A 25,875-nucleotide genomic window follows, 5' to 3' on the forward strand; every position below is an offset into this window, starting at 1 on the left:
ACAGACATCTCGGTCATGGCTGCGACTTCGCGGCGCCGCCCGACTGTTCGTTCCCCGAAGCTGATCCCTTCTGATCGCCCTCGCCGCGCTTGCCCTGCCGGTCGTTCTTCTGCCCATCCCCGGCGGCGGCGCCATCCTTGACCTGACTATCCTTGGCTTGGCCGTCCTTTTGGCCGCCCTTGGCGTCGGGCGTGCGGCTGCGCTTGGCTTTGGGCGCGAGGTCGGCGGTCGGCGCCTGTTCGTTCTTGCCGATCAGCACCTTGGCGCCGTCGGACAGATTGGCGAAACCGGTCGTTACGACGCGATCCGAGGTGGTGAGCCCGCTCGCGATCACGGCATCGGTCTCGTTCTGCTGCGTCACCACAACCGGCTTGGCCGTCGCGATATCGCCCTCGCCGATCACATAGCTGAACGTCCCGGCAGGGCCGCGCTGCACCGCTGAGGTCGGTATCACGAGCGCCTTCGCCAGCGTTTCGACCTTCAGGCGCACATTGACGAACTGGCCCGGCCAGAGCTGGAATTTGCCGTTCGGGAATTCAGCCTTCAGCTTCAGCGTGCCCGTGGTTGGATCGACCTGGTTGTCGATGCCCGTCAGCTTGCCGGTATCGACGACGGTCACACCGTCATTGCCGAACACATCGACGGCCAGCACGCCCGTGGCCGAGGCGGCGTTGACCCGCACGATCTGCTGCTGCGGCAGGCTGAACTGCACCGCGATCGGCTGCAACTGGGTGATGATGACGAGCCCGGTCACATCGGCCGCGTGGATGATGTTGCCCTGATCGACCTGGCGCAGGCCGGCGCGCCCGGACAGCGGCGCAATGATCTTGGTGTAGCCGAGCGTCGCCTGCGCGTTATCGATCGCGGCCTGATCGGAGTTGACGACCGCTTCCTGCTGGGCGACCACGGCGCGCTGGGTATCGGCCTGCTGCTTCGATCCGGCATTGGATGCGGCCAGTTGCTGGTAACGGGCGAGATCGATGCGCTGGTTGGCGAGCAGTGCTTCATCCTGCGCCTTCTTGGCGACGGCCTGATCGTACTGCGCCTTGTAGATCACAGGATCGATTTCGCCGAGCACGTCGCCCTTCTTGACATCCTGACCTTCGGTGAAATTCACCGCGATCAATTTGCCGTCGACCTGCGCACGCACGATGACATTGTTCAATGCCCGAACCGAGCCCACGCCGTCGAGATAAACCGGGACGTCCAGCGTGCGTGGCATTGCCGCCAGCACCGGCACCGGCAAGTCGAGGCGCGCGCCGGGCCCACTGCGGTTCGCGCCGCCCTGCTTCGCTTGAAATGCGTACCAACCGATGTAACCGAGACCACCGAGGATCACGAGCAGAACGGTCAGCGACACCATGCGCCTGAGGATCCGCGAGACGAGGCTCGGCTTGCGCCCGTCCACGATCTTCGCGTTGTCCTTCTTGTCCGGCTTAAAGAGCATCGACCGGCCTCTCCATCCTAGGCTCCCAGCCGCCCCCTAGCGCCTGATACAGGCTGACGATCGCGAGCAGCCGGGCCAGTTGGGCCTGCCACAGCGAATCTTCCGCCTGGAATAAACTCAATTGCGTATTTAGCACAGTTACGATGTCAGCGGTTCCGGCCTGCAACTGCTGCTCGGACAACTGGAAGGCCCTCCGTGTGGCCGCCACCACTTCGCGCTGCAGCCGCAGCTTCTCGGTGGTCTGGCGGATCGCGAACAACGCGGTGTCCGTGTCGGCAAACGCCTGCACCACCGTCTTGCGATAGGTCTGCAGCAACTCGTCCTGCTTGGCTTTGGTGTATTCGAAATTGCCGAGGATCCTGCCGCCGTCGAAGATCGGCTGGGTCAGGCTGCCGACCATACTGAAGAACGCGGCATGCGGCTGGAACAGCGACACCAGCGCCGAGCTCTGATAGCCGCCCTGCCCGGTCAACTGAATGCTCGGAAAGAACTGCGCGCGGGCGTTGCCGACATTGGCCGTCGCGGAAGCCAACTGCGCCTCCTGGCGCCTGATATCGGGACGCTGTGTCAGCAATTCCGACGGCAGGCCCGGCGTCACCCGCGGCGGGGCGATCTGATTGAGCGACCCGCCGATGACGCGCACGGCTTCCGGCGGCCGCGCCACCAGCGTCGCCAGCGCATTGACGTTCTGGTCGAGCGTTTGCTTCAATGGCGGCACCGATGCGCGCTGGTTGGCGAGAACGCCTTCCTGCTGCGCTACATCGAGGTCGGTGCCGGTGCCGGCCTTGAACCGCTGCTTGATCGCCTCAAGGATGCGCGTGGCGCTCGCGATGTTTTGTTGCGCGGTGCGAATCCGGTCCTGCGAGGCAAGCACCTGGAAATAGGCATTGGCGACGGTGGTCAGGGTGGTCAGCGCGACGACGTCGCGGTCGAAACGGTTGGCGACCGCGGTCTCTTCCGCCGCCTGGGCGGCGTCGCGATTCTTGCCCCAGAAATCGAGCTCGTAACTGGCGCTGAGCGAGGCCGAATAGTTGACGACCTCGCGGCCGCCATTGGTGAGGCCGCTGGAGCTCGAGCCTGACGTGCGCGAATAGGTCTCCGAACCTGCGCCGTTCAGGCTCGGCAACAGCGGCGCTCCGGCGATCCGCGCCTGCGCGTCCGCCTGCACGAAGCGCGCGGTGGCGGCGGCGATGTCGAGATTGACGGTCTGCGCTTCCTCCATCAACTGGGTCAGTTCCCGCGAACGAAAACCGCGCCACCAGTCGAGCGTCGGTGTCGCATCCGTCGCCGTCGCCTGTCGCGCTGCCTTGTAGCCAGCGGGAACCTCCAACGCCGGATCGGGCAGGTCCTGGGTCAGCACGCAGCCCCCGGAACCAGCGACCAAACCGATCACCGCGAGCGATCGCGCCAGGCGCCCGCCGGCGGGCATGCGCGCCAGCCAGCCTGCAAGCCAATTCTGGTCGGGGCTGCACTGACGGCCCGGAGCCGCGGTCGCTGGAAAACGCTGGGTCACACCCGTTCTCCACCGGACAATTCCCGGCGCGGGGCGCGACGAACGCTTCTCAAGATGGCCTGCGACACGTTCACTGGGGTGATGCTTCCGTTCGAACCTGGCCGTCATACTAGCCCTGCGTTCTCCGCGCGGACAGCCCTGAGCCATCTCCGGCCATACTCTGCACAAGCGCGCCCGGCGACCGGCGGAACGCTCGGTTTCCCTTATTTTACAGGCCTTGGAACACGCTCGAGAGGGTCCGGAACAGCCGAAATCTTACCAAGATTTCATGGGGTTTTCCCCCTATTCCGAGGTCGCGAATCTGCTCCCGACGCATTCAGCAGCGCCAGCGGCCGATTCGACCCTTTTCGGGGCAACCCAAGGCATCCCGAAAAGGCGCTCGCGAGGCGGTGAATGCGGGTTGTGGTCGTCGGAGCAACGCGTAGCCGGCAGCGCGACCGCCTGCGCTCTGTCAAAAGAATTCGCGCGGTGACGAAAGACGACGGTCGATTCGAGTGGCGCGGTGTCCCATCGTCGATGGCAACGGTCCGCCGCCGCAACGCGTTGCAGGTCACGGCACTCCTATCCTCCGCTCACGCATCGTTTGTGGAAGATTTCACCAACACCCGGGCGAAGCGGCGAAGCAACTTCTGCGCGGTGGCGCCCATCGCCTTTTCCCGGCTGCGACGACGATATCTTGCGACACCGGCACATCGGTTTCGATGACGACCGTTCGCCAAATTCGGCTGACGCTGCGCCATATCGCTGGCTTGTCTGCCCTGCTGCGGTCCTTTAGGGTCGCCCACCAATTGGGCACGCAAACCGGCGATTTCAAAGACATGACCTTCAACAAAGACGTCGTGGCGGCGATCGGCAACACGCCGCTGATCAAATTGAAGCACGCATCCGAATTGACCGGCTGCACCATTCTCGGCAAGGCCGAATTCATGAATCCCGGCCAGTCGGTCAAGGACCGCGCCGGCAAATGGATGATCCTCGAAGCCGAGAAGCGCGGCGAGCTCAAGCCCGGCGGCCTCGTGGTGGAATCGACCGCCGGCAATACCGGCATCGGTCTCGCCGTCGTCGCCAGCGCGCGAGGCTACCGGACCCTGATCGTGATTCCGGAGACGCAGAGCCAGGAAAAGAAGGACATGCTGCGGCTGTGCGGCGCCGAGCTCGTCGAAGCGCCGGCGCTTCCCTTCGCCAATCCGAACAACTATCAGCATCTCGGCAGGCGTCTCGCCGAGCAGCTCCGCAAGACCGAACCGAACGGCGTGCTGTTCGCCGACCAGTGGAACAACCTCGACAATCCCAAGGCGCATTACGACTCGACCGGACCGGAAATCTGGGCCCAGACCAACGGCAAGGTCGACGGCTTCATCTGCTCGGTCGGCACCGGAGGCACGCTCGCCGGCATCAGCCGGTACCTGAAGGAAAAGAACAAAGACATCGTCACCGCCTGCGCCGATCCGCACGGCTTCGCAATGTACGAGCTGTTCAAGCATGGCCAGGTCAAATCGACCCCAGGCGACTCGATCACAGAAGGCATCGGGCTCGGACGCAAGACGTCGGTCATCGAGACCGCGAACGTCGATGACGCGTTCCTGATCTCCGATGAGGAAGCCGTGACGATCATCTATGAGCTGCTGGAGCACGAAGGCCTGTGCCTGGGCGGCTCGACCGGCATCAACATCGCGGGCGCGATCCAGCTCGCCAAGCAGCTCGGCCCCGGCAAGACCATCGTCACGATTCTCTGCGACTCCGGTAATCGCTATCAGTCGAAGCTGTTCAACCCGGCGTTCATGCGCTCCAAGAACCTGCCGGTGCCGGAATGGCTGGAGAAGCGCAGCAAGATCGAATTGCCGCTCGTGAAGGTGTAGAGGCGACCACGCGAGCACCCTCATGGAGAGGAGCGCGTCTTCGCGCGTCTCGAACCATGAGACCCGTGGCCCATCCTTCGAGACCCGGCCAAGAGGCCGCTCTTCAGGATGAGGTCGGTGGGCTTGGCCTAATGCCGCAAAATCTGGCTTAAAAACAGCTTGGTCCGCGCGTGCTGCGGGTTGGCGAAGAAATTCTCCGGCGTGTTGGATTCGATTACCTGGCCGGCGTCCATGAAGACAACCCGGTTGGCGACCTCGCGGGCAAATCCCATTTCGTGGGTAACGACCAGCATGGTCATGCCTTCCCTGGCGAGATCGACCATGGTGTCGAGCACTTCCTTTACCATTTCAGGGTCGAGCGCCGAAGTCGGTTCGTCGAACAGCATCACCTTCGGATTCATCGTCAGCGCACGCGCGATCGCGACGCGCTGCTGCTGTCCACCCGACATCTGGCCCGGATATTTGTTGGCCTGATGCGGGATCTTGACCCGTTCGAGGTATTTCATCGCCGCCGCCTCGGCATCCTTTTTCGGGACGTTGCGCACCCAGATCGGCGCCAGCGTGCAGTTCTCCAGCACGGTCAAATGCGGAAACAGGTTGAAGCTCTGGAACACCATGCCGACGTCGCGGCGGACTTCGTCGACCCGCTTCAGGTTCGGCCCGAGTTCGGTGCCGTCGACGACGATATGGCCTTCCTGGAATTCCTCCAGCGCATTGATGCAGCGGATCAGCGTCGATTTGCCGGAGCCTGACGGCCCGCAAATCACGATGCGCTCGCCCTTGGCGACGTCGAGATTGATGTCACGCAGGACATGAAAGTCGCCGTACCATTTGTTGAGGCCGTTGATGCCGACGATCGAGTCTGTTGCCATGATCATACACTCAATTGCGGCGATGCGCGTTCAGCCTGTTCTCGACGAACAGCGAGTAACGCGACATGCCAAAGCAGAAGACGAAGTAGATGATGCCGGTGAAGGCAAAGCCGGTGAACAGCGTCGTCGGCGTCGACCAGACCGGATCGGAGAACGAGGCCCGCAACTGCCCGAGCAGATCGAACAGCGCGACGATCGAGACCAGCGAAGTGTCCTTGAACAGCGCGATGAAGGAGTTGACGAGGCCCGGGATGACGTGGCGCAGCGCCTGCGGCATCACGATCAGCGCCGTGGTCTTGGCCCAGGACAACCCGAGCGCGCTCGCCGCCTCGGCCTGCCCGCGCGGGATCGCCTGCAGGCCGCCGCGAATGACCTCGGCCTGATAGGCGCCGGCGAACAGCGCAATGCCGATCAGCGCGCGCATCAGGCCGTCGATGGTAAAACCGGTCGGAACGAACAACGGCAGCATGTAGGTGGCGAAGAACAGCACCGTGATCAGCGGAACCCCGCGCCAGAACTCGATGAAGGTGATCGAGAATATTCGAATCAGGGGAATGCTGGCGCGCCGGCCGAGCGCCAGCGCAATGCCGACCGGCATAGAGGCGACGATGCCGACCACCGACACCACCAGCGTGACCAGGAGGCCGCCCCAGAGCCTGGTATCGACCACCGGCAATCCGCCGCGGTCGAGGCCCATCCCCGCGATCACGAGGCCGATGCCGGCGAAGATCCCGAGGCACGTGATCAGCGGACGCCAGCCGGTGCGCGTGCCCCCGCCCAACCAGAACAACAGACCCGACACGATCGCGGCGGTGGCCACGAAGTCCGCCCACACCGGACGACCAAACGCTTGGATCTGATCGCGCAGCCAGGTCAGCGGCAGCAATACCCAGGAAATCAGCGCGCTGATCAGCACGATCAGCTTGCCGAGGCCCCACAGCAGCGGCCCGATCACGGCCGCGGTATCGCCGGCCGCCACGACCTTCCGGCCGCCCTCTCCGATACTGTCGTTGAACCCTGACAAGATCCCCACGGTCCAGCTGACGCCGAGCCCGCCAAGTCCGCCGCCGTACAACAGGAAGAAGGCCACGACCGGAAATGCCAGGAAAAACAGAATCGCGTTCGGACCCTTGGCCGGCAGCCGCGGAATCAGCAGCGGCAGCAGCAGGATAGCGGCAAGAATGAAAGTGAGATTGACCCGCCAGCGCTCCGGCTCCGGATAAAATCCGTAGATGAACTGGCTGAACTTGGCCTGCACGAACGGCCAGCAGGCACCAACCACATCCCCCGCATTTTTAGGCAGGCAGGCGTTACGATCCGTGCCGGTCCAGACCGCATCGACGAGCACGAATTTCAGCGCGGGAACGACGATGAACCACAGCGCCAGCGCACTCACGATCGTGATCAGGATGTTGGTCGGCGAATTGAACAATCGCGTCCGCAGGAAGCCGATGAAGCCCGTGGTCTTGATCGGCGCCGGGCGCTCGGCGATCAACGTGTCGCTGACGAACGGCTGAGGGGTGAGGATGTCGGTCATGAGTTGCCCAGGCTCCGGCCAAGCCGCCATCCGTAGAAACTCATCACCGCGCTCGTGATCAGCGAGATCAGGAGATAGACGCCCATGGTGATGCCGATGATTTCAATCGCCTGGCCAGTCTGGCTCAGCGTGGTGCCGGCGAACACCGAGACCAGGTCGGGATAGCCGATCGCGACCGCCAGCGAGGAATTCTTGGTCAGGTTGAGATACTGGTTGGTGAGCGGCGGCAGGATCACGCGCATCGCCTGCGGGATCACGATCAGCCGCAGCACCGAGCCGCGCGGCAGCCCGAGCGACGAGCCGGCTTCCATCTGGCCCTTGTGCACGGACAGAATGCCCGCGCGCACGATCTCGGCGATGAAAGCCGCTGTATACGTCGACAGCGCCAGCGTGAGTGCGACGAACTCCGGAATGACGCGGGAGCCGCCGGAGAAATTAAAGCCCTTCAGCACCGGCACTTCGAACATGACCGGTGCGCCGAAAACCAGCGTGCTGACGAGCGGCAAGCCGATCAACAGACCGAGCGCATAAGGCCAGACCTTGATCACCCTGCCGCTGTCGAACAGCGCCCGCCGGGAATAACGCCAGAGCCCGATCGCGGCGACGATGGCGACCAGCAGCGCGATGACAAACGGCTCGAAACCGGGTTCGCCGATCGGCTTTGGAATTACGAGGCCGCGGTTATTGAGAAAGAAGCGGTCGAAGATCGAGATGCTCTGCCGCGGATTAGGAAGTGCGGCGAGCACTGCGAGGTACCAGAACAGGATCTGGAACAGCGGCGGCAGATTGCGCACCAGTTCTACATAGCCGCCGGCAATTTTCGACAGCAGCCAGTTCGGCGACAACCGACCGAGCGCCACGGTGAACCCGATCAGCGTGGCGAAGAAGATGCCGATCACCGACACCAGAAGCGTATTGAGCAGACCGACCAGGAACACCCGCGTATAAGTGTCGGACCCCGAATAGGAAATCAGGTTCTGGCTGACGTCAAAACCTGCGGTGTTGGCGAGGAAGCCAAAGCCGGCGGTGATCCGCTGCGCCTGCAGATTGGCGCGGGCATTGGCGACGATCTCGTAAGCGATCCAGGCGAGCACGGCGACGAACAGGAGCTGGATAACGAAGCCGCTCCAGCCTGCCCGGCCGCCAAGTGCGCGCTGCAGCCTGGGCAACAGCTGCGACGGCGGTTCTCGAGGTTCGATGGCCATCACCGCAACCCCCCGCCGGCGATCAGCGGATCGGCGGCGCGTATTGGATACCGCCCTTGTTCCAGAGCTGGTTGAGGCCGCGGGCAATGCCGAGCTTGGAACCGGCGCCGACATTGCGATCGAAGGACTCGCCGTAGTTGCCGACCGCTTTCACGATCCGCGACACCCAGTCCTTGGTCAGGCCAAGCTGTTCGCCGAGATTGCCGTCGGTGCCGAAGGCGCGCTTGAGTTCGGGCTTGTCGGACTTGGCCATTTCGTCGACGTTCTTCTGGGTAACGCCGAGCTCTTCGGCGTCGAGCATCGCAAACAGCGTCCACTTGACGAGGTCGAACCACTGGTCGTCGCCATGGCGGACCATCGGGCCGAGCGGCTCCTTGGAGATCACCTCGGGCAGCACGGCGTGATCGGCGGGGTTGGCGAGCTTCAGGCGCTCGGCGTAGAGCTGCGACACGTCGGACGTGAAGACATCGCAGCGACCGGATTCATAGGCCTTGACCGTTTCGTCGGCGGAGGCGAACGCGATCACCTCGTACTTCATGTTGTTGCCCTTGAAGTAGTCGGCGAGGTTCTGCTCGGTCGTGGTTCCCGTCTGCACGCAGACCGAGGCGCTGTTCAGCTCCAGCGCCGAATTCACCTTCAGCGACTTCTTCACCAGAAAGCCCTGGCCGTCATAATAGGTGACGCCGGTGAAGTTGGCGCCGAGCGAGGTGTCGCGCGAAAGGGTCCAGGTGGTGTTGCGCGACAGCACGTCGATTTCGCCGGACTGCAGCGCGGTGAAGCGGTCCTTGGCCGACAGCGGCACGAACTTGACCTTGGTGGCGTCATTGAAAATGGCGGCCGCGACCGCGCGGCAGACGTCGACGTCGAGACCGGTCCAGTTACCCTTGTCGTCGGGCGACGAGAACCCCGGCAGGCCCTGGCTGACGCCGCAGGACAGCAGGCCACGGTCCTTGACCGTCTTGAGGGTTTGCGCCGAAGCCGCCTGGGCCGAAAGAGCGGCGGCAACGGCAACGGTAAGAACCAGGGATACGCGTTTCATGGGCAAGGCCTTTCAGAGAGTCGTCCGGAACATTTGTTTGACAGCGCCTGCAGTTATTGGGCCAACCCGATGATCCCTCGCGCAAATGCGTCAATCCGACCAGCAGTTTGACGTGCAGTTCGGTCAGGCGATGGATCGAAGATCGCGGCAGGCCCCTCAACATGCGGCGACTGGATAGTTGTGATGCATCACAGAACGACTGGCTCGCCCGGTCAAGGGGTTGACGGCGGTCTTCTGGGCCCTGCCGTTAACTTATCCGCCGCCAACTGCGTCGCCCGGCGGTGTTTTCCGCAGACCATGGCGGCTGCGGCATAACGTCTTGGCGGCCGCGAACGCCTGAATTTTCAAGCGGCGGATCGTCCGTACAGCAAAATGCGCGAAACCCGGCCGGCGACCGCGGCGACGCGATACCGAAGCCCGGAAGGGCCTGGTCGGTCCTGCGGCTTTCGCCGGTTCCGCCCGGGCTTACGCCACGCGATTGCCAATCCGGGCAGCCCCCGCCATCTCGGCCGCCAGCAACAAGGCGGCGCGGCTGGCACCGACCGAGGCGATGCCCTGGCCCGCGATATCATACGCCGTGCCATGCGCGGGCGTGCAGATCGGAAACGGGAAGCCGCCTAGGATCGTCACGCCGCGATCGAACCCCATCAGCTTCATCGCGATCTGCCCCTGGTCGTGATACATCGTGAGCACCGCATCGAAGGCGCCGCCCTTGGCGCGAAGGAAAACCGTATCGGCCGGAAACGGCCCTTCCGCGACGATGCCTTCTGCCCGGCCTGCCTGGACTGCGGGCTCGATGATGTCGATCTCCTCGCGGCCGAAATTGCCGCCGTCGCCGGCATGCGGGTTGAGCCCGGCCACCGCGATGCGCGGCTCGGTAAAACCGGCGCGCCGCATGCAGGCGTTCGTCAGCGTCAGCGCGCGATGAATGCGTTCGACCGACAGCCGCGAGGCCACGTCCTTGAGCGCGATATGCGAGGTGACCCGCGCGTTCCACAGCTTGTCGAGCACGTTGAATTCGCTGGCCGGTGTTTTCAGCCCGGCGATCTCGGCGGAAAACGCGATCTCGTCGTCGTATTGCGGACGCGCTAGCCGCATCGCCTGCTTGTTGAACGGGGTAAAGCAGACCGCATCGGCCTGCCCGTCCCGCGCCAGCGTGAGCGCGCGGCGATAATTTTCGAGTGCAAACGCGCCGCCGGCCTGGCAAGCGACGCCCCGTTCGATCGTGGCGGGATCGAGATGCGCCAGATCCATGAAGGCGGCATCGCCGATCGACCGCGGATCGACGGCAGCCGTCACGCTCGGCAGGTCCGGCGTGACGCCGGCGACCCGCGCGCCCGCGTCGAAAACCCGGCGGTCGCCGATCACGATGAGGCGCGCGCAGGCACGGACCTCGTCGAGGCAGGCGAGCTTTGCCGTCAGCTCCGGGCTGATGCCGGCCGGGTCTCCCATCGCCAGTGCGATCACTGGCTTATGAGGGGTCTGAACGGTCATATGATCCTCGCTTTCTCCTGCGCGGCTTCGCCGGGTCCTCGCCACAGACGCAATATCTGCAAGGCGAGCGGAAGCAGCAACAGCGCCATTCCAGCCACGACGAGACTCGTCACCAGCCGGTTCTCAAAAAATATTCCGAGCGATCCCTTCGACATCAGCATCGATTGCCGAAACGCGTCCTCGGCCTTGTCGCCGATCACGATCGCAAGCACCAACGGCGCCAACGGGTAGTAAAGCTTCTTGAAGAGATAGCCGACGATGCCAAATCCGAGCATCAGGACCACGTCGAGATAGGAGTTCGAGACCGAATAGGCGCCAACCGCACAGATGATGACGATCAGGGGCGCGATGACCACGAAGGGTATCCGCATCAAGGCAGCGAATACCGGAACGGTGAGCAGCACGAGCACGACGGCGACGATGTTGCCGACATACATCGAGGCGATCAGCCCCCAGACGAAGTCCTTCTGATCGACGAACAGCATCGGCCCGGGGTTCAGGCCCCAGATCATCAGCCCGCCCATCATCACGGCGGCGGTCGCCGAACCGGGAATGCCCAGTGACAGCATCGGCAGCAGCGCACTGGTGCCGGCGGCATGGTCGGCGGTTTCCGGCGCGATGATGCCTTCGACCTCGCCGGTGCCGAAGCGATGACCGTTGCGCGAGAAACGCTTGGCGATCCCGTAGCTCATGAAGGACGCGGCGGTCGGCCCGCCCGGCGTGATCCCCATCCAGCAGCCGATCGCGGCGCTGCGCAGCAAGGCTACGCTGTGCCGCGGCAATTGGCCCAGCGCCCGGAATACTTCCCGCCACTCAACCTTCGAGGAGACCGCGCGCGCCTGGAACTCCTCCTCGACGGCGATCAGCAGTTCGCCGATGCCGAACAATCCCATCACGGCGACGACGAAGCTGACGCCCTTGACCAGTTCGTCGACGCCCATGGTCAGCCGCACGCTGCCCGACACCGTATCGATGCCGATGGCGGCGATGGCAAAGCCGATTGCCAGCGCAACCACGGTCTTGATCGGCGCCGAACCGCCCATGCCGACGAAGCTGGCGAAGGCGAGGAAATAGACCGCGAAATATTCGGCCGGTCCGAAGGCGAGCGCCACCTGAGCGACCCAAGAGGCGAGAAAGGTAATCAGGATCACCCCGACCAACGCGCCGAAGGCCGCCGAGCCGAACGCCGTGGCCAACGCCGTCGTCGGCCTGCCGTCGCGCGCCATCGGATAGCCGTCGAACGTCGTCGCGACCGACGACGGCTCGCCCGGGATGTTGAACAGGATCGAGGTCACCGAGCCGCCGAACAGCGCGCCCCAATACATGCTCGACAGCAGGATGATCGCCGAGACCGGCTGCATGCCGAAGGTCAGCGGCAACAACAGCGATACTCCGTTCGGCGCGCCCAGCCCCGGCAGCACGCCGACGAGAATACCGAGCAGCACGCCGACCACCATCAGCGCCAGATGCGGCACGGTGACCGCGATGGTGAACCCGTGCAGCAGCGATTCGAGATTTTCCATTCGTCGCCCCCACTCAGTAGCCGAGCGCGCCGGCGAGCGCGCCGTGCGGCAGGGACACCTGGAACAGGCGCTCGAAGACGACATAGAGCGCGACCGGCGTCACCACGGCGATGACGATCGCATGAAGAACCGACTGCCGTTTCGGCAGTGCCAGCACGGCGAAAACATAGCCGGCCGAAGCGACATACATTCCAAGGATTGGAATCGCGGCGACGAAAATCGCAGCCGGGACGAACAGCCCGGCAAGGCGGCCGAGTTCGGATCGCGTGACCGCTACCGTTACGCTGGCGAGCGTGCTCCGTCCGAGCGCGCCCTGCGCCAGATTGTAGAGGCTGCCGAGCACGACGATGGTTCCGGTCAGGAACGGAAACGTGCCGGCATCGACGCCCGCGCTCGACCATCCGATGCCGTTGTCGATACTCGATACGACGACCGCGACACCGAAGATTCCGGTCAGGGCCGCCGTGACTATCTCAAGTGCACGTCGCGATATCATCGATGCCTCATCCGTCAGCGCCTCGACTTACTTGACGAGCCAGCCCTGTTCGCCCGCGACCTGCTTCAAATGCTCGAGGTCCTGCTTGATGAAGGCGTCGAAGGCAGCGCCGGTCAGGAACGTATCGACCTGCGAGGTCTTCTCGATGTAGTCCTTCCACTCCGGCGTCGCCTGCACCTTCTTCATCAGGTCGACATAATAGGCCGCCTGCTCGGCACTGACCTTGCCGGGCAGCCACACGGTGCGGGGCTGCTCATATTGGGTGATCGCCAGCCCCTGCTCGGCGCAGGTCGGCACGTCGCTCCAGCCCTCGGTCGCCGTCACTTTCGGCCCCTGCGGCAGCCGCTTCGGACTGAAGGCGCAGAGCGGACGCTGGGTGGAGCCGCGCCATTGTCCGAGGCTCTCGGAGGGATTGTTGACGTGGGAATCGATGTGGCCGCCGGCCAGTTGCACCGCGGCCTCGGCGCCGCTCTTGAACGGGATGTAGGTGAATTTGACCTTCGCCGCCTTCTCGATCATGCGGGTCAGCACCTCATCGGTGTCCTTGGACTGCGCGCCGCCCATCTTGAATTCGGTGGCGGCTGCCGCCTTGAGGAAATCGCCCGCGGTCTTGTAGGGCGCGTCCTGTTTCACCCAGAGCAGGAATTCGTCCTGCGCCATCGCCGCGATCGGCGTCAGGTCGGTGTAGTTGAAGGCAACCTTGGAGACGAGCGGCTGCTGCCAGGCGTTCGAGGTGCCGAAGATCAGCTTGTAGGGATCGCCGGCGGAAGCTTTGCCGTAGACGTACCCTTCCGCCCCGCTGCCGCCGCCCTTGTTGACGACCACGACCGGCTGGTCGATCAGCTTGTACTTGGTGACAATGCTCTGGACGGCGCGCGCCAGATTGTCGGTACCGCCGCCCGGCCCAGCGGTTGCGACGAACTCGATCGGCTTCTGCGGTTGCCATGCGGCGTGCGCCGGAATTGCGCCGGCGAGCATGATCGCCGCCGTGGCCAGCAATAGTCTCGAAGTGATTCTCATCATTTCCTCCCGGTCGCTATTTTTGTTGTCGTTGGTGTCGATAAATCGTCAGGCGACCTGTTCCTTGCGGGGCAGCGAAGCCGAGACGATCGCGCCTTCGCGTTCGAACGCCTCGATCTGCGCGGGCTCGAAACCATACTCGCGCAACACTTCGCGCGTGTGCTCGCCATAGACCGGCGCGCCCGAGTTCACCTTGCCTGGCGTCGCCGAGAACTTGATCGGAAGCCCGATGGTTTTCACCGGCCCCACCGTCGAATGCTCGACCTCGACCACCATCTCGCGCGCCAGGGTCTGCGGATCGTTCAGCGCTTCCAGCATGTCATGGACGGGACCGCAGGGCACGCCCTTGTCGTCGAGCGCGGCCAACCAATGCGCCCGGCTCTCGGTGCGAAAGCGCGCGCTCAACTCGGCTTCCAGTTGCTTCAGGTTCGCCATCCGGTCGGAGCCGTTGACGAAGCGCGGGTCGGCCGCGAGTTCGGACGCGCCGAGTGCCTCCAGCATCAACAGCCAGTGCTTCTTGTTGGCGCCGCCCACCACCAGCCAGCCGTCGGAAGCCTCGAAGGCCTGGTACGGCGCATTGAGCGGATGCGCCGAGCCCATCGCGCGCGGCGCCACGTCGGTAGCGAGTGCAATCGTCGACTGCCAGTAAGTCTGCACCAGCGCCGCCTCGTAGAGCGAGGTTTCCACCCACTGCCCTTCGCCGGTCTTGAGCCGGTGCGAATAGGCGGCAAGGATCCCCATGCAAGCGAGCAGGCCCGCGGTGATGTCGGACAATGGCGGGCCGCATTTCACGGGCGGGCCGTCCGGCCGCTCGCCGGTAAAGCTCATGATGCCGCTCATCGCCTGCGCCACCAGATCGAAGCCGCGGCGATCCTTGTACGGGCCAGTACGGCCGAAGCCCGACAGCGAGCAGTAGATCAGCTCCGGAAACTCCCGGTGCAGGTCCTGATAGCCAAAGCCGAGCCGCTCCATCGCGCCCGGTGCAAAGTTCTCGACCAGCACGTCGGCGTCGGCGATCAGCCGCCGCAGCACCTGCTTGCCGCCCGCGGTCTTCAAATCCAGCACGATGCCGCGCTTGTTGCGGTTCATCATCAGGAACGAGGCCGCCTCGTCGCCGATCGTCGGCGGCACCGAATGCCGAGTGTCGTCGCCGTTCGGCGACTTCTCGATCTTGATGACGTCGGCGCCCATGTCGGCCAGCATCAGGGTGCAGGTCGGGCCTGCCATCACATGGGTGAGATCGACGACCTTGAGGCCGGCGAGCGGGCCCGGGCGTGGCGTGTTGTTCAGCGGCATGGGGGCTCCTATTCACCGCGCCAATGCGGCGCGCGCTTGCTGAGAAACGCATCGAGCCCTTCGCGAAAGTCCTGGCTCTGGTAGCACATCAGGATGAGGTCCTCGCCCTCGTCGGGGGTCAGCCGTTTCTGCAACCGCGCCACCGCCTGCTTGGTCGCACTCAGCGTCAGCGGCGCATTGCCGGCGACCAGCCGCGCCACTTCATCGGCGCGCTTGTCGAGCGCGGCGAGGTCGTCGACGATTTCGGTCAGGAGGCCGGCGGACGCGGCCTCCTCGGCCTCGACCAGGCGCGCGGTATAAATCAGGTCCTTGACCCGGGCCGGACCGATCAGCGCCGTGATACGGCTGATGTTCGACATCGACAGGCAATTGCCGAGCGTACGTGCGATCGGAAAGCCGATCCGCGTGGTTCTGGTACCAATCCGCAGATCGCAGCTCGCGGCGATGCCCGCCCCGCCGCCCGTGCAGGCGCCGGTGATCGCCGCAATCGTCGGCACCCGGCACCGTTCGAGCGTGCCGAGCACGCGGTCGATGCGGTTCTCGTAGTCGATCGCGTCCTGCGGCGTCTTGAAGGCGCGAAACTGGTTGATGTCGGTCCCGGCGGCAAATGCCTTGTCGCCGGCTCCCCGCAACAACAGCACCTTGATGCTGCGGTCGGTATTGGCGCGCTCGCAGACTTCGGCCAGCCGCTCGTACATCGCGAAGGTGAAGGCGTTCCTCGCCTGCGGGCGATTAAAGATGATCCGGCCGATGCCGTCCTCGAGCGTGAAGAGGAGGTCCTCCTCCCGCGCCGCCACGTCCTGATCCATGTTTCCGCACCCTGTTTTCGTGATTTTTACTAATCTGAATGCAAAATTAGGATTTATCAAGCTGGAACTGACATAATTTTGGTGATATAGCCATTTTTGCATTCAATTTGGACCATCAGCGATGCTGCATGAAGAAGTCGTGGGCCGCGTCCGCGCCATGCTGCTCGACGGCGATATTCCGCCGGGCGCGCGGATTCCCGAGCGCGACCTCTGCGAGAAACTGGAGATTTCGCGCACCCCGCTACGCGAAGCCCTCAAGGTGCTCGCGGCCGAAGGTCTGGTGCAATTGCTGCCGAACCGCGGCTCGCGCGCGGCGAGACTGACCGACCGGGACATGCGCGACCTGTTCGAAGTGTGCCAGGGACTTGAGGCGCTGGCCGGCGAACTCGCCTGCGAACGCATCACCGACGCCGAGATCGCCGACATCGCCGCCGCGCACGCGGCGATGGCGCGGCATTACAGCGATAACGATCTGCTGCAGTACTACCGTTGCAACCGCTACATTCACGAAGCGATCATCGCCGCGACCGGCAACCCCGTGCTGTCAGGCCTCTATGAGACCGTGACGGCGCGCATTCGCCGCGCCCGCTATGTCACTCCAATGACGCCGCCGCGCTGGGCGCTGGCGTTGCGGGAGCACGAGGCGATCCTCAACGCGCTGCAGCGCCGCGACGGCGCCGGCCTGTCGCATATCCTGCGCGCGCATCTGCGCCACAAGCGCGAAGAAGTCCTGCAGGCCGGGTTCGCGGAGACCGAGTCTCACGCGGAAGCTCATGCCTCCCCGCAGCGACAGGCCTGATCCGTCGGCATCGGAAGCCTCGTTCGTCGACGGCGCGACCCGCCCCCGCGCCGGCTGATGCCGCGCGCCCCGGATTTTGCGGGGGGTGGCGCGATAACCACCCGTTCACCATGCCGATGAATCCCGGCGGCATTTCACGCAAAAAATTCACCCCTCAAGTTCCCTTATACCTTTGGTGCCTAGTCATCCCTGAGGGGAAGGCCTTCGTCACCGCGTAGTTGGGGCATTCCATCGTAAGAGTAGATCGAAGCGTATGAACATCGCACGTATCGTCGTCCTGACCATCGCGCTCAGCGCCGGTGGCGTTGCAGCCTATCTCGCCCGCGGAACGGACAACACGTCGCGCCCGGTCGAGCCGGTTGCGCAGTTGCCGACCACAGAAATTCTGGTCGCGAAATCCGACCTCGGGCTCGGCCAGTTGGTCAAGCCGGAAGATATGCAATGGCAGAGCTGGCCGGCATCGAGCACCAGCGGCAGTCTCATCACCCGCGCCGGCAGGGCCGACGCCATCACAGACATCGCCGGCTCGATCGTGCGCGCGCCTTTCATCGCCGGCGAGCCGATCCGCGAACAGAAGCTGGTCAAGGCCAACGGCTCGGGCTTCATGGCGGCGATCCTGCCGACCGGCATGCGGGGCGTCTCGACCGAGATATCGCCGGAGACCGGCGCCGGCGGCTTCATCCTGCCCAACGACCGCGTCGACGTCCTGCTCTCCAAGCGCGAAAAGAATCCGGACAGCAAGGCGTCGGACATCGTCAGTTCGGAAATCATCCTGACCAATATCCGTGTCCTTGCCATCGACCAGGCGCCGAAGGAAAAAGAGGGCAGCAACTCACTCGTCGGCAGGACGGCCACACTCGAGCTAAAGCCCGAGCAGGCCGAGACGCTCGCACGCGCCCGCCAGAGCGGCACGCTGTCGCTGGCGCTGCGCAGCATTACCGACGCCAACAAAGTCGACAACGGGGCACAGGATCTGGCCCGCAAGCAAGGCGATAGCGTCAACGTGGTTCGCTACGGCGTCGCCAGCCAATCGACGGCACAGAAGTGACCGAAAGGACGCGAGACATGAAGTTTGGGGAAAAGCAGTCGGTGATCCGCAGCGTGACAGGCCGTGCCGGCCGTGTTGCGTTGTTAGCGGCAGTTGCCGCGCTGACGCTGGGTCAGGTCGCGCGGGTCATCGCCGCCGAGCCCGACAAGGAACTCGCCAGGCAGCTCTCCAAGGAGAAGGACCCAGAGATCACCTCCGCCATCGGCGGATCGGTGCGGAGCAAGTTTCTGTCGCTTGGCGTCGGCAAGTCCGTGATCGTCGACCTGCCGCGCGACGTCAAGGATGTGCTGGTCGCCGATCCGAAGATCGCCAACGCCGTCGTCCGTTCGGCCCAGCGCGCCTATATCATCGGCGCCGCGGTCGGCCAGACCAACGTCGTGTTCTTCGATGCCGATGGTCAGCAGGTTGCCTCCTATGACATCGCCATCAAGCGCGATCTCAATGGCGTGCGCTCCGCGCTCAGGCAGACGTTGCCGGGAGTCCAGATCGAAGGCGTCGGCGACGGCGTCATCCTGACCGGCTCGGTGGCGAGCCCGGTCGAAGCCCAGCAGGCGGGCGATATCGCGGCGCGACTGGTCGGCGGAGCCGATAAGGTTGTCAACTCGATCGTCGTTCGCGGCCGCGACCAAGTGATGCTCAAGGTCACCGTCGCGGAAGTGCGGCGCGACATCATCAAGCAGTTGGGCGTCGATCTCAGCGCCAGCATGAATTACGGCACCGCGGCTGTGGTTTTCAACAATTCCAACCCGTTCACCGCAAACAGTGGACCGCTCGTCCCCAGCAACAACCTGACCGCGGCGGCCTTGACCAAAGCTGGTCTGCCGTCGGTCACCGCCACCCTGCGCGCGATGGAGACCGCGGGCGTGGTGCGGACGCTGGCGGAGCCAAATCTGACGGCCATCTCAGGCGAGTCAGCGACATTTATTTCAGGCGGCGAATTTCCAATTCCGACCGGCGTAACCTGCCAAACGACGACGTCGGGCGTTATCGGACAATGCGTCCAGACGGTCAGTTTCAAGAAATTCGGCATCTCGCTCAACTTCACGCCGGTGGTGCTGAGTGAGGGACGGATCAGCCTGCGGGTGATGACTGAAGTGTCGGAAGTCTCGACTGAAAACGCGTTGACCGGCGGAACCAATGGAACGACGATTCCCTCGATCAAGACGCGTCGCGCGGAAACGACGCTGGAAATCGCGTCCGGCGGCTCGATAGCGATGGCGGGCCTGATTTCGGAGCAAACCAAGCAGGCCGTCAACGGAATGCCTGGTGTGGACCAGATCCCGATTCTTGGGGGACTGTTCAGGAGCCAGGACTTCGTCAACCACGAGACCGAGTTGATGGTTATCGTGACGCCCTATGTCGTTCGCGCGGTGGCACAGAAGGAGCTGTCGCGTCCAGATGACGGGTTTGCGCCGGCGTCGGATTCCCAATCGGCGCTGCTGGCACGCATCAACCGGATCTACGGCCTTGCCGCCCGCGCCGACGCGGTCGGGACCACCCAGGGCAATTTCGGCTTCATCATTGACTGAGACGGCAGCGCGCCACCGATCCGGGACGAGGACAGAACGATGACCAGCCAAACACCGCATCGCCTTCAGAGCTGGCGCCTGCTCGGCGCCCTGCTCGGCCTGTCATGCGCCCTGGGCGCGTGCAACCAGACCACGGAGATCGTGACCGCGAGCGTTCCCAGCAACGACTACAGGCTGCGTCACCCGATCGCGGTGACCGAAGCCAACCAATCGATCGTCGTCTTCGTCGGCCACGCGCGCGGCGGCCTCTCCGCGCCGCAGCGCACCGACGTCGCCGGCCTGGCGCAGAACTGGGTTCGCGAGGGCACCGGCGCCATTGTCGCCGATGTGCCGGCCGATCCGGTTTATGGACGCGCGGCGGCGGCGTCCTATCGTGAAATCCGTTCGATCCTGATGGCACGCGGCGTGCCGTCCAACGCCATCACAGAGCGTCCGTACCAGGCGGAATATGCCGGCACGCTTCCGACCATCAAGCTGAGCTATCCGAAGATCAAGGCGGTCGCCGGCCCCTGCGGCCTGTGGCCGGAAGACCTCGGACCGAACATCGACAACTCCAGCTACGGCGAGAACCGCCCCTACCACAATTTCGGCTGCGCCACCCAGCGCAACCTCGCCGCCATGGTCGACAATCCGGCGGACCTCGAACAGCCGCGTCCGGAAACTCCGGCGTACACGCCGCGGCGCACCGCCGCCTTTGAAAAGTACCGCAAGGGTCAACCGACCACGACCACTTATCCCGAAGTCGAAAAAGCCAAGCTGAGCGATACAGGCAAATGATCAAGCGCGCCCTGCAGGATTCGGACGAACACATGGACGTCACGCCGCCGCACAACGACGAGTATATCTCGCCGGCGCCGCGCGTCTCGGTACAGGCCTATTGCGCCAGCGTCGCGGTCGCCACCACGGTACGCGCAGCGAGCGAAGACCGCCGGCTCGGCAAGGCTCACCTTTCGGTTCATATGGGCGGCGTCGCCGCCGCTATCGAAGCCTATCAAAAGGCGCCGACGCCGAACGTGATCATGCTCGAAACCGAAGTCGAGCATGACATTCTCGAAGGCCTCGACGAACTCGCGGCCGTCTGCGATGCCGGAACCCGCGTCGTCGTGATCGGCAGCGCCAGCGATGTCGCGCCCTATCGCGAACTGGTGCGGCGCGGTGTCAGCGACTACGTGGTCGGACCGGTCCAGCCGCTCGACGTCGTCCGCGCCATCTGCGGCCTCTACGCCTCGTCCGAGGAAGTCGCTGTCGGCCGCGTCATCGCCGTGGTCGGTGCCAAGGGCGGGGTCGGCGCCTCCACTGTCGCGCACAACGTCGCCTGGGCGATCGCGCGCGATCTGGCAATCGATTCTGTCGTCATCGACCTCGATCTCGCTTTCGGGACCGCCAGCCTCGATTTCAACCAGGATCCGGTGCAGGGCATTGCCAACGCGATCTCTCAGCAGGAACGGCCCGATACCGCGTTCATGGAACGCCTGCTCGCCAAATGCACCGATCGCCTCAGCCTGCTGGCCGCGCCGGCGACGCTGGACCAGGTCTACGATTTCGGCGCCGACGCGTTCGATGCGATCTTCGATACGCTGCGGATGACGACGCCCTGCATCGTGCTCGACGTGCCACATCAGTGGTCGGCATGGACCAAGCGCGCGCTGATCGGCGCCGACGACATCCTGGTCGTCGCCGAGCCCGATCTTGCCAACATGCGCAACGCCAAGAACATGCTGAACGTGCTGAAGGCGGCCCGGCCCAACGACCGTCCGCCGCTGTACTGTCTCAATCAGGTCGGCATGCACAGGCGCCCGGAAATCACCGTGCGCGAATTCGCCAAGGCGATCGAGAGCCAGCCGATCGCTGCCATTCCGTTCGATTCAAAGATGTTCGGGACCGCCGCCAATAACGGCCAGATGATCGCGCAGGTTTCCGCCACGCATAAGACCACCACGATGTTCCTGCAGATGGCCCAGCGCATGACTGGCCATGCCGTGACCAAGAAGGCTTCGTTCCTGACGCCGATCCTCAAGAAGTTGCAGGGCGCGACAGTTCGCAAGCGGGCATAGCTCAGAACTGCTGGCGCTTTAGTTGCCGCGGCCGGCCCCGGCGATCGACATTTTCTCGACCTCCGCGCGGGCGCCTTCCTTGCGCGCCAACAGTCGCTTCAGTTGCGTGACATTCGCCGCCGCTTCATCCGGCGGCAGGTCTGCCCGCACGATCTTTTCAGCTTCGGCGAGATGCCCCTGCAGGCCCACCGTGAGCGCCAGGTTGGCGCGTACGCGCTGATCGGCCGGCGCACGATCATAAGCGCGCCGCATCGTCTCCTCGGCCTTCGGAAGGTCTTTCGAAAGTACGTAGGACAGTCCGAGGTTGGACAGCACCGACGGCTCATCGGGCACGATCTTCAGGGCACTGGCGTAATACTGCCGCGCCTCCTCAAACCGGCCGAGCTGATCCAGCGTCGCGCCCTGTGCCGACAGGATCCGCCAGTCCGGATCGTCGGGGCTGTGAGCGCGGCCGAGCACGTCAAAGGCCTGCTGGAAATTACCATTGTCCGCCAGCGCGCGGCCGTAGCCGGCGAGCAGCGCCTTGTTGCCGGAATGGGCGATCGTCGCCTGTTCGAGCACCGCGACCGCCTGGGCGCGCTGTCCCGAAGCGCGCAACGCCTTGCCGTATTGCAGCGCCGCCTCGGCGTCCTTCGGGTTGGCCTTAAAGCGCTCATGGGCGAGTTCGACGTCGCGCCGCGGGTCGGCCGAGCGCTTGCCTTCGGCCTTCTCGCCAAGCGACCCGGTGACGTCCGAAATGTCACCTGAGGTCTGGCAGCTAGCGAGCCCCGCCGCCAGTACGATGGCGGAAACCGTGCACGCGAGACGCCGTGCGAAGCGGGGGGATTGGAGCGATTTCTGGAACATGTACTGGACTCGCGGTCGGCGACTGTCCAAGCACGCTCACAGCTTAACCCTAAATTCAGGTTAAGCGGTCAGGATTTTACGGTAAGCAATCACCTCCGGGGGCATCATGCCCCCGGCCCTATGAACTCGCCTTGTCGGCCCCCGCCTTTTCGGCGAGGCGATCCGGCTCAATCGACGAACTGAGCGCCCAGCTCGAAACCAATCCGCCATGCGAGCTTGCATACGCGCGGCCGACCTTCCGAAAAGATCACGGTGAACTCGGTCGGAATCTCCGGATATTCAGCGATGATCTTCACGCCGCCATCCGAGATGTCCGAGATCATGCAATCCCGCGGCAGTCCGCCCGTCGCGAACTGGATCTTGGCAAAACTCCTGCACGCACGACGTTCGCTCTTTCGGCGATTGGCTGCTGCTGCTGCAAACATTTGAATCCCTGGCCCTGCTCGTTGTGAGACACCCGATAGAGCTTCCGGTTTACAGATAAATTGTTGGAATTTGACTAGCGGAAAACCTCGCAATGTAACGGTTGTTTTTCATATCCGTTTACCGAACGACGGCGCATCGCACGCCACCAGACGCGCCCATCATCGCGCCCGCACGCGCAATTTTCGGCAAATTAAAGGGTTGATCCGCCCTCGATTGGCGGTAGCCTGACCCCTCGACTCGAATTGCCGGGAAAGCAAACGAGCATGGGAACCATGGTTCTTCTCGACCTGATGGGCGGCGTGGCGCTACTGCTCTGGGGCCTGCACATGGTCCACAGCGGCATCCTGCGCGCGTTCGGGCCTGACCTGCGCCTGCTGCTGGCGAAGGGGTTGAGCAACCGCTTCACCGCCTTTACCGCCGGCCTCGGCCTGACCGCGCTGCTGCAGAGCAGTACCGCCACCGCCCTGATCACAAGTTCGTTCACGTCGGAGGGACTGGTCAGCCTGGTGCCGGCGCTCGCCATCATGCTCGGCGCCAATGTGGGCACCACGCTGATCGTGCAGGTCCTGTCGTTCAACATCGCCGCCATAGCCCCGGTGCTGTTCATCATCGGCCTGGTCGCGTTCCGCAGCGGTCCCCGTTCGCGCATCAAGGACATCGGTCGCGTCTCGATCGGCCTCGGCCTGATGCTGCTGGCGCTGCACATCCTGCTCGACACGCTGGCGCCTGCCGAGAATGCACCCGGCGTGCGCGTGTTCATGAGCGCCATCACCGGCGATCCCGTGCTCTGCATCATCTTCGGCGCGGTCGTGACCTGGGTGGTGCATTCCTCCGTCGCCAGCGTGCTGCTGGTGATGTCGCTGGCCTATGCGCATTTCATCTCGCCGCCGGCGGCGCTGGCGCTGGTGCTCGGCGCCAATCTCGGCAGCGCCATCAACCCGATTTTCGAAGGCGCCCGCCGCGACAACCCGGCGAGCTACCGGCTTCCGCTCGGCAATCTCGTCAACCGGTTGGTCGGCATCGCCTTGGTGGCGCCGTTCCTCAATCCGATCTCGGAGTTGCTGGCGTCCTGGCAGCCGGATCTGGCCAAGGCGACGGCGCTGTTCCACATCGCCTTCAACGTCGCGACTGCCGTCATCTTCATCGGCCTGCTCGACGGCATGGCGCGGCTTCTGAAGGCGCTGCTGCCGACGCGGGTCCAGGAAGCCGACCCGTCGCGCCCGCGCTATCTCGACGACAGCGCGCTCGAGACCCCCTCACTCGCGCTGGCGGATGCCGCGCGCGAGACACTGCACATGGGCGATCATGTCGAGATCATGCTGCGCAAGGTGATGGCGGCGATGATGACCAACGACCGCGCACTGGTCGACCAAGTCTCGCAGATGGACAACAGCGTCGACAGCCTCGACGAGGCCATCAAGCTCTATGTCACCAAACTCACCCGCGGCAGTCTCGACGAGCGCGAGGGCCAGCGCGCGATGGAGATTGTCTCCTTTGCCATCAACCTCGAGCACATCGGCGACATCATCGACAAGAATTTGAGCGAGCTGGCGACCAAGAAGATCAAGCGCCGCTTCCAGTTCTCGCCCGAAGGCGCCGAGGAACTGTCGGCCTTCCACAAGCGCACGATGGATTCGCTGCGGATCGCGTTCGGCATCTTCATGTCGGGCGACGTCAACGAGGCGCGCAAGCTGCTCGCCGAGAAAACCGCGCTGCGCAATGCCGAGCTTGCCGCCACCGAGCGGCACCTGGATCGTTTACGTGAGGGCCGGCCCGAGAGCATCGAGACCACCTCGCTGCATCTCGACGTGCTGCGCGACCTCAGGCGGATTCACTCGCACATCTGCTCTGTCGCCTACCCCGTGCTGGATGCCGCCGGCGAGCTCGCCGCCTATCGCTCCACGGAAGCCGACATGGCCGCGCTGCCGTCGCCGGCGCCGGGCCGCGGGTGATCAACGATCGAGCGTTTTCGACGCCCTGCCGCGGTTCTTCACGATCAGCATGATATTGCGGATGTAGATCACGGTCGCCATCGCCTGGCCGAGGATGATCACCGGTTCGCGCTTGGCGATACCATAGACCAGCGTCATCAGCCCGCCGCCCATCGAGAAGAACCAGAACGCCATCGGCACCACGCTCTGTCCGGCGCGCTCGCTGGAGATCCACTGCACCAGGAAGCGCGCCGTGAACAGCAGTTGTGCGATCAGGCCGAACGCCAGCCAAAAATCGAACTTGGCGACGAAGACGTCGTACAGATAGTCGCCAAGCGCCTGGCCGTATTGAATCAGCATCAGTGAACCTCTGTCGCTACGGGCGTCGGCTTCTTGCGGCGGATCAGCCACCACACGCCGGCAAGATCCATGATCCCGATCCATAGCCGGTCAAAGAAGCCGTAATTGGACACGCCGGAATGGCGCGGGCGATCAATCACGTCGACATAGGCGATGTCGAAACCCTCGCGGCGCACCAGCGCCGGCAGGAAGCGATGCAGCCCGTCGAAATAGGGCATCGACAGGAATACGTCGCGCGGAAACGCCTTCAGCCCGCAACCGGTGTCGCGGGTGCCGTCTTTCAGGATTCCATTGCGCACGGCGTTGGCGATCTTCGACTGCATCCGCTTGAAGCCGGTATCCTTGCGCCCGACCCGCTGGCCGGCCGCGAGACCGACCCGGCCGCCGCCGCTTTCCACCGCCGCAATCAGGTCCGGCAGGAACGCCGGATTGTTCTGTCCGTCGCCGTCGAGCGTCGCCACGATCTTGCCGCGCGCCGCCCGCACGCCGCTGCGCACCGCCGCCGACTGGCCTGAGGAGTTGACATGCTTGAGCTGCCGGATTTGCCCGTGCTGTTGCATCAGCGCACCGAGCCGCTCGGCGGTCGCATCCGTCGAGCCGTCATTGACGTAGATGATTTCGTACGCCCAGCGGCCGTCGAGCGCGCCGATGATCTCCGCGATCAGCGGCGCGACATTGTCCGCTTCGTTGCGCACCGGCACAACGATGGAAACGGCGACCGGTTCTCTGTCGGAGGGAGGCAAATCGGCACTCATCGGCTGGGTTGGATTGA

Annotated in this window: 23 protein-coding genes; 7 read left to right on the top strand and 16 right to left on the bottom strand. The window is 64.2% G+C overall.

The genetic code is table 11. From position 1 onward, the window contains the following. Positions 1 to 13: 13 nt before the first annotated feature. Both FFI89_RS18190 and FFI89_RS18195 read right to left on the bottom strand, forming a co-directional pair. Positions 14 to 1,447 carry an efflux RND transporter periplasmic adaptor subunit gene (locus FFI89_RS18190; RefSeq protein ID WP_138838893.1) on the bottom strand — a complete coding sequence of 478 codons (1,434 nt, stop codon included), beginning with the start codon at positions 1,445 to 1,447 and terminating at the stop codon, positions 14 to 16. After that, the gene (locus FFI89_RS18195) at positions 1,437 to 2,876 is read right to left on the bottom strand and encodes an efflux transporter outer membrane subunit (RefSeq protein WP_138839374.1); all 1,440 of its coding nucleotides are present in this window, start codon (positions 2,874 to 2,876) and stop codon (positions 1,437 to 1,439) included. Before FFI89_RS18195 ends, FFI89_RS18190 begins: the two co-directional genes overlap by 11 nt. Positions 2,877 to 3,778: 902 nt before the next feature. Between FFI89_RS18195 and FFI89_RS18200 the strand changes: the two genes are divergently transcribed. Continuing rightward, positions 3,779 to 4,819, top strand: coding sequence for a cysteine synthase A (locus FFI89_RS18200; RefSeq protein ID WP_138838895.1), 1,041 nt, complete (start codon positions 3,779 to 3,781; stop codon positions 4,817 to 4,819). A gap of 128 nt (positions 4,820 to 4,947) precedes the next feature. Here the strand turns inward: FFI89_RS18200 and FFI89_RS18205 are convergent, their stop codons facing one another. The 10 genes from FFI89_RS18205 to FFI89_RS18250 all read right to left on the bottom strand — a co-directional run bounded on the left by FFI89_RS18205 (position 4,948) and on the right by FFI89_RS18250 (position 16,110). Then, positions 4,948 to 5,691 (bottom strand): amino acid ABC transporter ATP-binding protein, encoded by a 744-nt coding sequence (locus FFI89_RS18205; protein WP_138838898.1) that lies wholly within the window; start codon positions 5,689 to 5,691, stop codon positions 4,948 to 4,950. Between the two features lie 10 nt (positions 5,692 to 5,701). Then, positions 5,702 to 7,228 (bottom strand): amino acid ABC transporter permease, encoded by a 1,527-nt coding sequence (locus FFI89_RS18210; protein WP_138838900.1) that lies wholly within the window; start codon positions 7,226 to 7,228, stop codon positions 5,702 to 5,704. Continuing rightward, positions 7,225 to 8,433: an amino acid ABC transporter permease gene (locus FFI89_RS18215; RefSeq protein ID WP_138838901.1), complete on the bottom strand. Its 1,209-nt coding sequence runs from the start codon at positions 8,431 to 8,433 to the stop codon at positions 7,225 to 7,227. The genes FFI89_RS18210 and FFI89_RS18215 overlap by 4 nt, the downstream gene beginning before the upstream one ends. 22 nt (positions 8,434 to 8,455) lie before the next feature. Then, complete coding sequence (locus FFI89_RS18220) at positions 8,456 to 9,472, bottom strand: amino acid ABC transporter substrate-binding protein (RefSeq protein ID WP_138838903.1); 1,017 nt, start codon at positions 9,470 to 9,472, stop codon at positions 8,456 to 8,458. 465 nt (positions 9,473 to 9,937) lie between these two features. Continuing rightward, the gene (locus FFI89_RS18225) at positions 9,938 to 10,966 is read right to left on the bottom strand and encodes a 4-hydroxythreonine-4-phosphate dehydrogenase PdxA (RefSeq protein ID WP_138838905.1); all 1,029 of its coding nucleotides are present in this window, start codon (positions 10,964 to 10,966) and stop codon (positions 9,938 to 9,940) included. Further along, on the bottom strand, positions 10,963 to 12,489 hold the full coding sequence (locus FFI89_RS18230; protein WP_138838907.1) for a tripartite tricarboxylate transporter permease: 1,527 nt from the start codon (positions 12,487 to 12,489) through the stop codon (positions 10,963 to 10,965). Before FFI89_RS18230 ends, FFI89_RS18225 begins: the two co-directional genes overlap by 4 nt. Positions 12,490 to 12,502: 13 nt before the next feature. Further along, positions 12,503 to 12,985 (bottom strand): tripartite tricarboxylate transporter TctB family protein, encoded by a 483-nt coding sequence (locus FFI89_RS18235; RefSeq protein WP_138838909.1) that lies wholly within the window; start codon positions 12,983 to 12,985, stop codon positions 12,503 to 12,505. A gap of 27 nt (positions 12,986 to 13,012) precedes the next feature. Next, on the bottom strand, positions 13,013 to 14,005 hold the full coding sequence (locus FFI89_RS18240; protein ID WP_138838911.1) for a tripartite tricarboxylate transporter substrate binding protein: 993 nt from the start codon (positions 14,003 to 14,005) through the stop codon (positions 13,013 to 13,015). Positions 14,006 to 14,053: 48 nt separating this feature from the next. Further along, positions 14,054 to 15,301 (bottom strand): CaiB/BaiF CoA-transferase family protein, encoded by a 1,248-nt coding sequence (locus FFI89_RS18245; protein WP_138838913.1) that lies wholly within the window; start codon positions 15,299 to 15,301, stop codon positions 14,054 to 14,056. An 8-nt stretch (positions 15,302 to 15,309) separates the two neighbouring features. Further along, entirely contained in the window at positions 15,310 to 16,110 is an 801-nt protein-coding gene (locus FFI89_RS18250) for an enoyl-CoA hydratase/isomerase family protein (protein WP_138838915.1), read from the bottom strand. A 121-nt stretch (positions 16,111 to 16,231) separates the two neighbouring features. Between FFI89_RS18250 and FFI89_RS18255 the strand changes: the two genes are divergently transcribed. The 5 genes from FFI89_RS18255 (at position 16,232) to FFI89_RS18275 (ending at position 21,540) form a co-directional block, all read left to right on the top strand. Beyond that, on the top strand, positions 16,232 to 16,909 hold the full coding sequence (locus FFI89_RS18255; protein ID WP_138838917.1) for a GntR family transcriptional regulator: 678 nt from the start codon (positions 16,232 to 16,234) through the stop codon (positions 16,907 to 16,909). 253 nt (positions 16,910 to 17,162) lie between these two features. Beyond that, the gene (gene cpaB, locus FFI89_RS18260; RefSeq protein WP_138838919.1) at positions 17,163 to 17,957 is read left to right on the top strand and encodes a Flp pilus assembly protein CpaB; all 795 of its coding nucleotides are present in this window, start codon (positions 17,163 to 17,165) and stop codon (positions 17,955 to 17,957) included. 17 nt (positions 17,958 to 17,974) lie between these two features. Further along, positions 17,975 to 19,486, top strand: coding sequence for a type II and III secretion system protein family protein (locus tag FFI89_RS18265; RefSeq protein WP_246669184.1), 1,512 nt, complete (start codon positions 17,975 to 17,977; stop codon positions 19,484 to 19,486). A 39-nt stretch (positions 19,487 to 19,525) separates the two neighbouring features. Further along, the gene (locus tag FFI89_RS18270) at positions 19,526 to 20,263 is read left to right on the top strand and encodes a CpaD family pilus assembly protein (protein ID WP_138838921.1); all 738 of its coding nucleotides are present in this window, start codon (positions 19,526 to 19,528) and stop codon (positions 20,261 to 20,263) included. Then, a complete protein-coding gene (locus tag FFI89_RS18275; protein ID WP_138838923.1) occupies positions 20,260 to 21,540 on the top strand; it encodes an AAA family ATPase in 1,281 nt (426 codons plus the stop codon). The genes FFI89_RS18270 and FFI89_RS18275 overlap by 4 nt, the downstream gene beginning before the upstream one ends. Before the next feature lie 18 nt (positions 21,541 to 21,558). Here FFI89_RS18275 and FFI89_RS18280 read toward each other — a convergent pair whose 3' ends face one another. Together FFI89_RS18280 and FFI89_RS18285 are read right to left on the bottom strand one after the other, a co-directional pair. Continuing rightward, the gene (locus FFI89_RS18280; RefSeq protein ID WP_138838925.1) at positions 21,559 to 22,386 is read right to left on the bottom strand and encodes a tetratricopeptide repeat protein; all 828 of its coding nucleotides are present in this window, start codon (positions 22,384 to 22,386) and stop codon (positions 21,559 to 21,561) included. Positions 22,387 to 22,553: 167 nt separating this feature from the next. Beyond that, complete coding sequence (locus FFI89_RS18285; RefSeq protein ID WP_092517206.1) at positions 22,554 to 22,811, bottom strand: PilZ domain-containing protein; 258 nt, start codon at positions 22,809 to 22,811, stop codon at positions 22,554 to 22,556. Between the two features lie 264 nt (positions 22,812 to 23,075). Between FFI89_RS18285 and FFI89_RS18290 the strand changes: the two genes are divergently transcribed. Then, entirely contained in the window at positions 23,076 to 24,764 is a 1,689-nt protein-coding gene (locus FFI89_RS18290) for a Na/Pi cotransporter family protein (RefSeq protein ID WP_138838927.1), read from the top strand. Here FFI89_RS18290 and FFI89_RS18295 read toward each other — a convergent pair whose 3' ends face one another. Both FFI89_RS18295 and FFI89_RS18300 read right to left on the bottom strand, forming a co-directional pair. Further along, positions 24,765 to 25,103: a lipid-A-disaccharide synthase N-terminal domain-containing protein gene (locus tag FFI89_RS18295; protein ID WP_138838929.1), complete on the bottom strand. Its 339-nt coding sequence runs from the start codon at positions 25,101 to 25,103 to the stop codon at positions 24,765 to 24,767. Then, positions 25,103 to 25,858 (bottom strand): glycosyltransferase family 2 protein, encoded by a 756-nt coding sequence (locus tag FFI89_RS18300; protein WP_138838932.1) that lies wholly within the window; start codon positions 25,856 to 25,858, stop codon positions 25,103 to 25,105. Before FFI89_RS18300 ends, FFI89_RS18295 begins: the two co-directional genes overlap by 1 nt. Positions 25,859 to 25,875 lie beyond the last annotated feature (17 nt).

The organism is Bradyrhizobium sp. KBS0727 (assembly GCF_005937885.2).
Lineage (GTDB): Bacteria > Pseudomonadota > Alphaproteobacteria > Rhizobiales > Xanthobacteraceae > Bradyrhizobium.